This window comes from Candidatus Tectomicrobia bacterium (assembly GCA_016192135.1).
Classification (GTDB): domain Bacteria; phylum UBA8248; class UBA8248; order UBA8248; family UBA8248; genus 2-12-FULL-69-37.
This window is the reverse complement of the sequence record JACPUR010000013.1, coordinates 119064-131275: the sequence shown is the minus strand read 5'-3', so window position 1 is coordinate 131275 and position 12212 is coordinate 119064. Positions and strand designations below refer to the sequence as shown.

The window sequence follows — 12212 nt, the reverse complement described above, 5'->3', positions numbered from 1 at the left end:
GCCTCCACCCCATCGCGCTTTCCGCTTGAAGGAGCTCATCCCATGGACTTTCGGGAATCCAAAAACCGCTTTCCTCCGATGAGCGAGGTCAGGCTCGATCCCGCCGAAACCGCCCTTTTGCTCATCGATCTCCAGTATCTCGACGCCAGCCCCGACCACGGCATCTACGGGCGGATGCGCCGCGAGGGGAAGGGGGATGTCTGCGCGTATTTCGTGAGTCAGCTCCCGGGCGTCGTCACGAACGCCCGGAAACTCCTCGACGCTTGCCGAGCCGAAGGGCTCGAAATCATCTACACCCGCATCGGCTCTCTGACGCGGGACGGCCGGGACCTGAGCCCCAGCTACCGGGAGAAGGGCTTCCACGCGCCGCCGGATTCCCGCGACATCGAAATTCTCGAGGAGCTTGCCCGCCGGCCGGACGAAATCGTCCTCACCAAAAGCTCGACCAGTGCGTTCACTTCGACCCAGATCGACCAGATGCTCCGCTACATGGGCATCCGGAGCCTGATTTGCTGCGGCGTTCACACGAACTATTGCGTAGAGACCACCGTCCGTGACGCCTACGACCGGGGTTACGGGGTAATCCTTGCCTCGGACGCGTGCGCATCGCTTCGGCAGGATTTCCACGACATGGCCCTGGCCGTGATGGACCAGGTCTTCTGCCATGTCCTCACGACGGAGGAGGTGCTGAAGAGGCTGAGGGGGAGGAGCCGGGGTTAAAAATCCCCAGCTTTGGCGCATTGCCGGCAGGAGTTGAAGGATGAGGCCGGAACTAGCCACTCTCGACGCAAACGATACTTTTCCCATGACGTGGAGGACCCGATGCGACGAATCGCATATCAGCCGCCCGACGTCTTCGTTCCGCGCGGGAAGACCTACTCCCACGGCGTCATCGCCGAGGCGGGCCGCACCCTCTACGTGGCGGGGCAGACCTCCCGTGACAAGGAGGGAAACATCGTTTGCAGAGGCGACGCGGCGGGGCAGACCCGGCAAATTCTCGAAAACATGAAGCAGGTGATCGAGGGCGCTGGCGGCCGGATGGAGGATGTGGCTAAGACCACCGTCTTCATCACGGACATCAAGTACCGCGACGAGGTGGGCCGGGTGCGCCAGGAGTTCTTCAAGGAGGACCGCCCCGCGAACACCCTCCTGGTTGTCTCGGCTCTGGCCGATCCGGACTTCCTGGTCGAAATCGAAGCGGTGGTGCCCCTGCCCTGAGGCGGCGGCCGGTGCATTCCCAAAAAACAAGCCCCCCGGCGAAGGGGGGCTTGTCGTTCTGCGTGCGGCCCGCTTTGGGCGGCTTACATCGTGGCCGCGAGGTATCCCGCGAAGACGGCCGCGACCCCGCTCGCCACCGCCGTGCCGAACAGCCACCACGTGGCGGACGAGAATGTCTTGCGGATCTGATCCGTGTGGTAGAGGGTCTCCTGCCGGAGCTGCTCGGTACGTTTCTCGACCTCCTTCTGCATCTGCTCGAACTTGGCCGCCATCTGGTCCCGCGTCTCGATGAACTTCTTGTGCAGCCGGTCCATATCCTCCCGGGCGATGTAGGGATTGCTCGAGAGCAGCGTCTTAAGCTCCTCGTCGTCCAGTTGCCTTGCCCGGTGGTAGAGGGCCTTCGCTCCCTCTAGCGGCTGCGACAGGAGGAGCTCAAATTCCGCCCGCACGGCCTCGGGGTCGAGATGTTCCGACGGCTGGTCCAGCGAGGCCAGGAACGACTCGATCTGATCCAGCGCGCGCCTCTTCGCCGCGGTATAGCCGTTCTGGCCGCTCCCGCCGTCCCGCGAGCGTCCCAGCAGGCTGTCGATGGTGGACATGAAGGCGTCGACTTTTCTCCGCGCCTCCTCCTCGGTCATGTCCATCCGCTGGGCGACCACCGCAGTGGCGGTGTTCCGATCGATCTGCGACAGCCGCGCCCGCAGGATCTCGGTGCCGCGCCTGGGGTCCTGGAACATTCTCTCGAGGTCGTGCTTGATGGCCTCGGGGTTCAACTCTTCCTTGCCCGTCTGGCGGAGATATTCCTCCAGCCGGTGCCGCGCTTCCTCGGCCTCTCTGGGAGACAAGCCGGCCGCGCGCATCAGGCTGTCGGCCACTTTCTCGTGCCGCGCCTTGTCGCTGCCCGCTTCTTGCCTGGCGACGCCGATGAGATTCTTGAGGCTCGAGGCCACTGTCCGCGCCTTTTCCCTGGTCAGGGGCCCCGTCCGGACGGTGGCGACCATCCGGGATCTATCGTCCTCCGGGATTACTGTGATGATCTCCACCCCGTCCAGCAGCCTCTCCAGCTCCTTGCGAAAATCGCGCATGTCGGGCCGGAGCTCGCGAATGAACCTGTACAACTCGCGTCGCACGTCCATCTTGCCGAAAAGCTCCTGCCGCACCGAGGCGGCGATGGCGTCCGCCGTCCGTGCCGTCTTGCGGGCCTCGCTTCTCCCGAAAACGCTGCTGGTCAGCCCGGCGAGCGCCTGGAAGCTGCTCCGGGCGACACCCGCGATCATGCTGAGCATGGAAGTGCCGACCTTCCACTCAATGCCGACGCTGATGAGATAGGACACGGACCATACGACCAAGCCGATGACCACTCCGTGAATCCACGAGAAAAAGGGATTCATCGCCACGGCGAGCCAGACGGCGCCGAACAGGGAGATGCTGGCGGTCACCAATGTCCAGAATCCGAACATCGCGTTAATCCTGCGCAGATTCTCGTAATACGTATTTTCACCGTTTCGTGAAAACGGCGCTCCATCCGGATCGGTGGCGGCGCTGGCCGCGGAGAGGCCGATGGCGGCCATCAAGTGGGTAAACAGCAGCTGGAATCCGATGGCCAAGGCGATGCCGGCAAGGACAGAGGCGAAGAAGAATGTGAAGGGCATTCCCGCCACTGTCAGGTCTGCTGTCGTTGGCATTTGGGGGTCCTCCTCAGGAAGTGCTTTGAAATCAGGAAGTGCTTTGGAATCGGGGCTGTGTGTCCGCCGGAATCCGTGGGGCGAACTCTTCTACGAAGCTGGCCGCTCGGCCGCGCCTGTTTCCAATATGGCGGAAGGTGGGCCCGTGGTCCTAGGCGGCGGGCTCGATTCTGAAAATTCGAGAGCATCAGCGTTATGACGGCTCGTCTGGCGGGGACCGCGCGGCCCCGAAGGAAATGTGGCTTGTTGCAGTGCGCGCGCGCTTGCGGACTCTCCTGAAGTTCAGGTTTTTAATCCCTAGTTCTCGCGGGGAAAAAACCGCCGCCTCCCTGAACGAGGCGGGTCGTTTTTTCATGCAGGAGAGACATTCATTTTGGAGTGCTTTCGCCGGCGGCGGCTGGAACGGGGGGCCGGAGCGGGCCACGCGAGAAATGGGGCCGGGATGTCGGACGCGCCGCGTTTTTCTGCTAGAGTTCCCTCCCACAGGGAAGGCCGTCGGGCCTATTCATAACCTCAATGGGGAATCCTCGCCGATGCCAAGAAAAGTGGAAGGGAAGCGGGCTGTCGTGACGGGTGCCTCCTCCGGCATGGGCGCCGCCATCGCCCTTCGGCTCGCGGCCGAAGGGGCGGACGTCTGGGTGGTGGGCGGAGCCAACGCCCAAGCCCGCGAGGAGATAGCCGCGCGATGCCGGGCGCATGGCGTTCGCGCGGATGGAAAGGGGTATGACTTCAGCGATTCGCGGCAAGGAGGAACGGCTGTCGCGGAGGGCGCCGCCTTCCTGGGCGGCCTCGACATCCTCGTCAACTGCGTGGGCACACGAAACTTCAAGCCACTCGTCGAGGTCACGGACGAGGAAATCGACGTCATGTTCGAGGTGAACACGAAATCCTTCTACTTCGCCGGCCGAGAGGCGGCCAAGCGAATGATCCCCCAGCGGAGCGGCCACATCCTCATGATGGGCTCGGTCTCGGGCCATCATGCCCGGCCCGCGCGAACCCTCTACTGCGGCACCAAGGCGGCGCTCGAGCTCTTCACCCGGAGCCTGGCCATGGAGCTGGGCCCCTATGGGATACAGGTGAATTGCATCGCCCCCGGCCTCGTGGCGAGCGGCCGCGTGAAGGCGAAACTGGCGGAGGAGCCGGATTACAGGGAGACGCGCCTGAGGGGGATCTCCCTCGGCCGCTTCGGCGACCCCGAGCACATAGCCGCTACGGTCGTATTCCTTATGTCCCCGGAGAACGATTTCATGAGTGGTTCCATCATTTCGGTCGATGGGGCGACGATGACGGGATAGTCTTCTCCCACAGCGATCCGGCCGCGCCTGGGCCGCCGGCGGCAGAATGACGCCGGACCGGCCGCCCGCCTCTCTCAGGAGACCGCAATGTTCAACAAGATCCACCACATCGGTATCGCTGTGAAAGACATGGATGCCGCCATCGCGCTCTACCAGAAGATGGGGGCCAAGCTGCTCGCGCGGGAAAAGAGCCGGGACGGCGGCGCGGACCTCGCCATGATGGATCTGGGAGGGGACCTCATCGAACCCATCTCCCCCCTCCGGGACGACACCAGCCTTGCCAGGTTCATCCGGGAACGCGGCGAGGGGCTTCACCATGTGGCTTACGACGTGAAAAACATCGAGGGAGTCATCGCCCAGATGAAGGCGCAGGGCTTCCAGATGATCGACGAGAAGTCCAGGCCCGGCTTCGGCGGCCATCTGGTCGCGTTCATCCAGCCGAAGAGCACCATGGGGACGCTGTGGGAGCTGGTCGAGGATATTTAGCGGGCCCCGGCGCCAGGGGCGCGGAAACCGGAAAAACCGGGCCGAAGCGCCGGGCTCAATCCCCGCCGGGATGGAGGACGATCCGGACCGTGACCTTCACCACGTCCTCCGTGTGGAGGAAGGGGAGGGGAGAGGGAACTTTCATCCCATAGTCCGAGATGCGGAGCGGGAACTCCGCCCGGGCGAGGATACGGTCCCCGCCCGGAGAAACGAAGATGGAAATTATCTGGTTCTTCTCCACGCCATGCATGTTGAGCGTTCCCTCCGCCTGGAAGCGGAGAGAGCCCTCGGGGCCGGTCCCCGCCAAAGAAATCTTTTCGGATCGGAATCGGACGAGGGGGTATCTTGCGTCTTCGAAGACATCGCTCCGCATCACTTGGTCCCGCATAAAGTTCCCCGAAACCATCTCCTTGACGCGAAATTCGACGAAAAGCTGAACGGGATTGCCCGAATCGCGGGAAATCACCGCCTCGCCCCGGTATACCTTCGCTTCGACATCGAAGTCATGAAGAGTGGAACTGACCCGGGCCCGCACGTCGCTCCGGGCGGGGATGACGGCGAATGTCCCCCGCGGCAACGGGGTGGATGAGGCCGCCGAGGCGGAGGAGGCTGCGAGGAGGGCGAAAGCGAAAAACACGGCGCACCGCCACGCGCTCCGCTTCCGCATCGTCTGCATGGCTTTCCTTTCAGGCGAGCGCCCAGCGGGATATGCCGGGCCGCTACGGGAAAAAAGAAGCGAACGGCACCAGCCCGGCCACGAGCCGGGCCAGCACCGAAGGCTGGAGCAGGGCGCGCGGGGGCACGTAATTCCCCGTCAGCCCCACCAGGAGATCCCCGATTTCGGGGTGGCGGGCCAACTCCCGCCCGAAGCGTTCGACCAGCCGATCGCGCCGAATGAGAGACTGGAAGAACCGCCAGACGAGCAGCTTGGGCCCCATCCATTTCGCCCGCATCGATTCGTACCGCGCCAAAGTCCGGACGGAGAGCCGGTCGCCGGCCAGGGCTTCGTCCGCCACTTCGGCTGCCATCATGGCCGTCCGGAGGGCGGCATAGATGCCTTCCCCCGTGAAGGGGTCGTAGAATCCGGCGGCATCGCCGACGAGCATCACCCGGTCCGCAACGGGGCGCTTCGACCTGACCTGGAGCGGGGCCAGCACGCGGATCGGCCGTGCGCGTTTCGCGCTCGAAAATCTCTCTCGCAGGAGGGGATTCCGGCCGAACGCCTCCCGCAGGAGCGCCTCCTCCCGCCGCCACGGCCGAAGGGCTTCCAGATCGTCCACGTAGGAGACGTTGCAGAGTCCCGCCGGGGTTTGGTCGAGAGCGCAATAGGCGCCGCCCGGAAGGATATGCATCTCTCCGCGTTCCCCCATCCCCCGGACTCCCTCGAAGTAGGTGTGCGCCACCGCGCGCACCCGGCCGCGCGGGGGGAGAGAGAGCCCCATCAGCCGGGAAACGGAGGAGGCGCGCCCGTCCGCCCCGATGACCAGCCGTGCCCGCGCCTGGAAGGCGGTCCTTCCATGGCTTGCGGCGAGGGTTAGCACAGCTCCGCCGCGCTCCATGCGGATGCCAGAGAGCCGGGTACCGAGGCGGATATCGGCGCCCTGGCGCCGCGCGTTCTCCAGCAGGATTCCGTCGAAGCGGTTGCGGGGCATGGACAAGCCAAGCCGCCGGACGGAGAGGGCCCCCCCATAGGCGGGGAAGCTTGTCTCGATGTGAAGGCCTCTCGGCGTGGACAGGAGCATGCCGGCCACTTGGCGGTGGGGTTCCGCCTCGATTTCGGAAAGGGCGCCAATCTCCTCGATGATCTCCAGGGCCCGCGGGCAGACGAACTCGCCGCAAATCTTGGGCGCGGGAGCAGGAGATTTCTCCAGCAGGAGAACGTTCCAGCCTCGCCGTGCCAGTGCGGCCGCCGCGGCGCTCCCGGCCGGGCCGCCCCCCACGATGGCGATATCGAATGGCTGATGATCAAGCCCTGGCACCTCGATCTCCTCCGCCGGGGACCACCTGATGCAACGAGCGGGCAAGGGCGCCCGATGGTGCTCCAATCCACAAAATAAGGCCATCCCAAAAAGGCGGACAAGGCCGCAGGAAAATTATCAGTCAAAGGATGGACATATCTGAAATAGTGACAAAAATGCGAATCTGGCGGGAGACACTGAGTCAGTTTTCCCTGCCGCAAATTGGTGGCCGGTTATCGGAAAAGGCATCCTGCGGCTGGGCAATTTACAAAAAGAATGACAAATTCGGTCATTTCAGAGCCGTTTACCCCTATTTCTCACGCTCTGCTCTTCTCCGGCATCCGGGTTGCACCTCGACGCTGCATTTGCCCCATCTGGCAAAGCGCCAGGGGCGGTTGAGACGAGGATCGATTCGGGAGGAACAGGCATGCGCGGGCGGCGGAGGCTGCTGTCTCCGGAGCAGAGAGAGCTCATCCGGAGGGCGCATCAGGAGGCCATGAGCCAAGGCGCCGCGGCATACACGGATCCGGTCACGGGCGAATCTGTTTTCACCGCGGCCCATCATATCGAACGCGGGTACTGCTGCGATTGCGCATGCCGCCATTGCCCCTACCCGAAGGCGGAACGCGAGCTGACCGGCGCCCGCTGAGCGCACCTGAAGCGAGAATTAGGACGATCTACCGCCTGACCAACCTCCACATTTTTCATCGAATCCCCGGCCTCGTGGCGAAAATCGGTTCCTCCTTGAATTGCCTTCCCTTGCCGGCATGACGTATGTTCGGCGGTGTGTCATGCGATTTCGGATATGGCAGGGCCTGCGACCGTTCCTCTGGCCCCGCGGAGGCGACGATGAATGCGACCCCGCCGGATTCCCTGAAGGGCTACCGCGGCCGCGCCCGGGAGGTGCTCAAGTCGTTCCAGGCCAGCGTCTGGAGCGAGGTCGAGGCCGAGACGACGCGCGGCAAGTTCCGTGGAATCGTTCTTCCGCGCTCCGAGACGGCGGATGATAAGCACATCGTCCTGAAGCTCGTGACCGGCTACAACGTCGGTATCAAGGCGGACAACGTCCTGGCCATCCGGGAGATCGGGCGGCGGGAGGCCCATTACCAGATTCCCGAGAAGGAGTTCCCCTTCGATTCGGCGAAGCCGAACGTGACCCTCCTCGGCACCGGGGGAACCATCGCCAGCCGGCTGGACTACCGGACGGGCGCCGTCATCCCCGCCTTCTCCCCGGGGGAATTGTACGGCGCCGTGCCTGAGCTCGCCGACATCTGCAACCTCAAGACCATCAAGCTGTACGGCGTGTTCAGCGAGAACATCGGCCCCGAGCATTGGGTCGGGACGGCCCGGGCCATCGCGCGCGAGATCGAGAGCGGCGTGGACGGCATCGTCGTGGGTCACGGCACCGACACCATGCACTACACCGCCGCGGCCCTCACTTTTATGGTGCAGGACCCGCCCGTGCCGATCGTGATGGTGGGCTCGCAGCGGTCCAGCGACAGGCCCAGCTCCGACGCCGCCCTCAATCTCATCCATGCGACGAACGCGGCGGCGAGGGGCCCCATCGCCGAAGTGATGGTCTGCATGTTCGGTCCCACGAGCGACCTGTACGGCCTCCTGCACCGGGGCGTCCGGGTGCGGAAGATGCACAGCAGCTACCGCTCCACTTTCCGGACGCTGAGCGACGTTCCGCTGGCCCGGGTGCAGGGCGATACCGTCACCCCCATCAAGCCGGACTGGAAACCGAGGCGGCGGGACCGGAGCGTGAAGCTCGAGACGCGATTCGAGGAGAAAGTCGCGATTCTCTACTACTACCCGAACATGCAGCCCGACGTCCTGGAGGCGCTCATCGACAACGGCTACAAGGGCATCGTCATCGCCGGCACGGGGCTCGGCCACGTCAACAAGCCGCTCTATCCGGCTCTGGAGAAGGCCCAGAAGGCCGGGGTCCCCATGTACATGACCGTCCAGACCCTCTGGGGATACGCGCAGATGTACGTATACGACACGGGGCGCGACATGATGGCGCGCGGCGTCGTCCCGCTCGCGAACATGCTGCCGGAGGTCGCCTACGTGAAGCTCGGCTGGGCGCTCGGGCAGACGAAGGACATCGAGGAAGTAAACCGGATCATGCTGACGCGGATCTCGGACGACATGACCGACCGCGAGCCGCCCAACGGATATCTGGTGCTCCAGGGAGGGCTGCCCGAGGTGGACAGCGCCCTCGGGCGGTACTTGAAGTAATCATTAGGCCGAGGGCCGGCTCGCCTTCCACCTCTTCTGGAGAAGGGCGAGAATCTCATTCCCGTCCCGCTTTCCTCTCACCCGCTTCATGAGAAGCCCCATCAAGTACCTGAGCCGGTTAGCCTCGCCGGGGTTGTGCATGGGGTCTTCCCCATGCGCGGCGATGGCCTCGTCCACAATCTCGCCCAGTTCGCTGTCCGCCAGCACGCGGAGCCCGGCTTGTTCGGCGGCTTGAGCGGCCGTCAGGCCAGGAGAGGCGGCCAGCGCCTCTAGCAGGACGGGGATGGCCTCCCGGCCGAAGGTTCCCGCCTGCAGCGAGCGGAAGAGGTCCACCCACCGGTCTTCTCCCAAGCGGCCGAGGTCGATCTTCCGCCTGCCGAGCGCCTTGGCATCGCGGGTGAGGGCGGTGGCGGCGAGGACGGGGGGCGCCCCCGTCTCCCGGACGATCCGGTCCAGCAGATGGGCGCGGGGGGAATCGACCAAGGCCTCGATGGCGTCCTCGGGAATCTTCCAGGCGCGGAAATCCTCCTCCCACCGCCAGGGCGTGACCGGCAGTTCCGCCTCGAGGCGGGCCAGGCGCTCCTCTTCGACCGGAATGAGGGGGAGGTCCGTGTCCGGGTACATCCGGTCGGGCCCGGGCAGGATGCGCTCGAAATCGGTGGTGCCGTCCTTCAGCGCCTGGCGCGTCTCCTGCGGGATGCCCTCGGCCGCCTCCCGGCAACGTATGGCGATCTCCTGGACGGCGGTGTCGAGATCCCCGTCCGTTCCCCAGGCGATCAGCAGGGCGTCGCCGGGCGCGGCGCCGGCCGCCCGGGCCGCCGCCTCCCAGCAGGGGCCGCCCAGCCGCTCCGGATGGCGGGGGTCATGGGCCTCCCGGCAGAAAAGGATGGGCGGCGCGTCCAAGCAAGCGATGACCCGGACGCGGCCCGTCAGCTCCCGCAGGAAGGGGACCTCCTCCCCGCGGGGATCCTCCTGGAGGGGCCAGGCCATCACGTCCCCGAAGCCCGCGATGCGGACTACCCGCGCCTTTTTCCCCTGGCCGAGGGCCTTCTGGAGGACGGGGTGGTCCAGCGATTCCGGCGGGGCGGGGACGGACGTGACGTTCAGCTTATCGGCGCTCAGGCCGCGCCCCCGGAGCCGCTCCCGGATCTCGAGGAGGCCCTTCTGGCGCAGGGCCTCGTTGTGCGTGAGGCGCTCGAAGGCCTGGAGGCGGGGGACGCCCTTGATCTCGATACGGGGGGCGCCCTCGATGCTCACGTTCACGTCCTGGCGCACGGAGCCGAGCCCGCGCCTCACCTTGCCCGTGGAGCGCAGGAGCTGGCCGATCCGCCGTCCCGCCTCGGCGACCTCGCGGGGGGACCGCATCTCCGGGTAGGTCACCACTTCCACCAGGGGCATCCCCAGCCGGTCGGTCCGGAAGACGATCCGGTGCCCCTCGTCCTTCACCTCCCGGCAGGAATCCTCCTCGAAGCTGACCTGGACGACCGGGAGCTCCTGTCCGGAGAAAAGGACAATCTTCCCCTCGACCCCTACGATGGCTGTGCGCTGGAAGCCGGTGGGGATGCTGCCGTCCAGGTATTGCTTCCGGGTGATGTGGATCTCGCCCACGACGCTGCAGCCGAGCAGGAGGGCGACCTCCAGGGCGGTATCGACCGCATGCGGATCCGGCGGGAAGGGGGGCGTGTCGTCCATCTCGTATGTGCAGACCGAGTCGTTGCGGATCTGGTAGACGACCTCCTTGCGGGTCTTGAACTCCATCAGCGCGGTGCCATCGTACTCGCCCAACTCGGAGAGAGTGGGCCGCATGTGGCGGAGGATCTCGGCGTCGAAGCGGGTGGAGTACCGCCCGGCGGGGCAGCTGCAGAAGAGCTTCCGATCCGTCAGGAGCTGGTAATGGACTTCCAGCCCCGAACGGAATCCCAGCGCTTCGTAGTCGAGCTTCGGCATGCGGTTGTCCCAGAGGTTGAAAGGGCCCCGGGCGGGATTCTAGGCACTCTCCGCCGCCGATTCAACGCGCGCGGGGCGGATCGCGCATGCCGCGCCGGGCGCGCACAGGCCCATTGATCTTCCGCCGGACAAGGAAGAAGATGCCGTCCCGTCCCGCGTACATTCAAGATCAGGATCCGGAACGGCGGACTCGGCTCGGCTGAAGCGGCCCGCGGGGAGATGCGGATGCGAATACTCTCGGAAAACGATGTCATCCAGGTGCTGGAGGGCCGCGATGCGGGCCTCGAATCGGTCGAGGTCGTCGAAGAGGTGCTCCGGCAGCAATCCGAGGGCAGCACCTACCATCTGAAGCGCTACACGATGGCGCATCCGAAGTTCCCGGGGCATCTCTGGCATAACATCCGGATCCTGCCGGGGATGGTCCCGGACATGGGAGTGGCCGCGGTCCGCGTCTATTCCGGCTACAAGGGGACCAACCGCTCGGAGATCATCTGCCTGTTCGCCTGGGAAGACATGGAGATGGTGGCGATCATTTCCGATTACCACCTCCACGCCATCCGCACCGCCGCGCCCTACGGCGTCGCCGCCAAGTATCTCTCCCGCCCGGAGTCGAGCACCCTGGGCATCATCGGCACGGGGCGCTACGCGCGCGGCATGACTCGGGCCGTCCGGGCCGTCCGGCCCATTCGGCGCGTGCAGGTATATAGCCGCAATCCCGAGAACGTGCGGGACTTCCGGAAAGAGATGGAGCGGGAGCTTTCCATCGAGGTGGCGCCCGCGGCCTCGGGCCGGGAGGCCGTCAGGGGGGCCGACATCATGATCACGGCCACCACGGGGAACACCATCGTCTTCGAGGGGAGCTGGCTGGAGCCGGGCGTGCTGTTCATGTCGCTGGCCCCGGGGGAGTTCGACGAGGAGACGGTGCTGCGCTCGCGGGTGTTCCTCTCGGGCTCCGAGCAGGTGCTCGGGGACACCCCGCCCCGGATGCCTTTCCCCGGCCTCCTGGCCAGCGGCAGGTTCAAGCCCGAGGACGTCGCGGCCGAGTTCTGCGATGTCGTGGCGGGCAAGAAGCCCGGCCGGCGGAGCACCGATGAAATCCTCCTGTACGAGTCTCCGGGCATGGGCATCCTCGACGCCGGGATAGGCCATTGGATCTACCGGCTGGCGAACGAGAAGGGCCTGGGGCTCGAGATGCCTTTCGGGGAAAAGGCGAAGTAGCCCTCGGCCGCCCTCTCCCGGCGGGATTGCGTGTCGTTGAACCGCCCGGCGAGAAATGCTACAGTTTTCCATCGTCACAGATTATCGTTTGCCCCTGGAATCACTTGCGAATCCCCGTCACCCAGGCTGCCCTTCTGGCATTCACCGTTGGGAGATTGGCT

11 protein-coding genes are annotated in these 12212 nt (G+C 65.3%); 7 read left to right on the top strand and 4 right to left on the bottom strand.

Annotated elements, in window-relative coordinates; all coding sequences use genetic code 11:
• The first annotated feature begins 42 nt into the window (after window positions 1–42).
• Together HYZ11_04755 and HYZ11_04750 are read left to right on the top strand one after the other, a co-directional pair.
• Window positions 43–720, top strand: a complete 678-nt coding sequence (locus HYZ11_04755; GenBank protein ID MBI3126895.1) for a cysteine hydrolase — start codon at window positions 43–45, stop codon at window positions 718–720.
• Between the two features lie 102 nt (window positions 721–822).
• Complete coding sequence (locus HYZ11_04750) at window positions 823–1218, top strand: RidA family protein (protein ID MBI3126894.1); 396 nt, start codon at window positions 823–825, stop codon at window positions 1216–1218.
• Between the two features lie 83 nt (window positions 1219–1301).
• Here the strand turns inward: HYZ11_04750 and HYZ11_04745 are convergent, their stop codons facing one another.
• A complete protein-coding gene (locus HYZ11_04745; GenBank protein MBI3126893.1) occupies window positions 1302–2903 on the bottom strand; it encodes a hypothetical protein in 1602 nt (533 codons plus the stop codon).
• A gap of 533 nt (window positions 2904–3436) precedes the next feature.
• On the opposite strand from HYZ11_04745, the gene HYZ11_04740 reads away from it, so the two are divergent.
• Both HYZ11_04740 and mce read left to right on the top strand, forming a co-directional pair.
• The gene (locus tag HYZ11_04740; GenBank protein ID MBI3126892.1) at window positions 3437–4198 is read left to right on the top strand and encodes an SDR family oxidoreductase; all 762 of its coding nucleotides are present in this window, start codon (window positions 3437–3439) and stop codon (window positions 4196–4198) included.
• An 87-nt stretch (window positions 4199–4285) separates the two neighbouring features.
• Window positions 4286–4684: a methylmalonyl-CoA epimerase gene (gene mce, locus HYZ11_04735; GenBank protein ID MBI3126891.1), complete on the top strand. Its 399-nt coding sequence runs from the start codon at window positions 4286–4288 to the stop codon at window positions 4682–4684.
• Between the two features lie 55 nt (window positions 4685–4739).
• On the opposite strand, the gene HYZ11_04730 is transcribed toward mce, so the two are convergent.
• Entirely contained in the window at window positions 4740–5360 is a 621-nt protein-coding gene (locus HYZ11_04730; protein MBI3126890.1) for a YceI family protein, read from the bottom strand.
• Window positions 5361–5403: 43 nt separating this feature from the next.
• A complete protein-coding gene (locus tag HYZ11_04725; protein ID MBI3126889.1) occupies window positions 5404–6663 on the bottom strand; it encodes an NAD(P)/FAD-dependent oxidoreductase in 1260 nt (419 codons plus the stop codon).
• Between the two features lie 406 nt (window positions 6664–7069).
• On the opposite strand from HYZ11_04725, the gene HYZ11_04720 reads away from it, so the two are divergent.
• Entirely contained in the window at window positions 7070–7291 is a 222-nt protein-coding gene (locus tag HYZ11_04720) for a hypothetical protein (protein MBI3126888.1), read from the top strand.
• Window positions 7292–7491: 200 nt separating this feature from the next.
• Window positions 7492–8886 carry a Glu-tRNA(Gln) amidotransferase subunit GatD gene (gene gatD, locus HYZ11_04715; GenBank protein MBI3126887.1) on the top strand — a complete coding sequence of 465 codons (1395 nt, stop codon included), beginning with the start codon at window positions 7492–7494 and terminating at the stop codon, window positions 8884–8886.
• A 3-nt stretch (window positions 8887–8889) separates the two neighbouring features.
• Here gatD and HYZ11_04710 read toward each other — a convergent pair whose 3' ends face one another.
• Complete coding sequence (locus tag HYZ11_04710) at window positions 8890–10833, bottom strand: Glu-tRNA(Gln) amidotransferase GatDE subunit E (protein ID MBI3126886.1); 1944 nt, start codon at window positions 10831–10833, stop codon at window positions 8890–8892.
• Between the two features lie 225 nt (window positions 10834–11058).
• Between HYZ11_04710 and HYZ11_04705 the strand changes: the two genes are divergently transcribed.
• Window positions 11059–12051, top strand: coding sequence for an ornithine cyclodeaminase family protein (locus tag HYZ11_04705; protein MBI3126885.1), 993 nt, complete (start codon window positions 11059–11061; stop codon window positions 12049–12051).
• The last annotated feature ends 161 nt before the right edge of the window (window positions 12052–12212 follow it).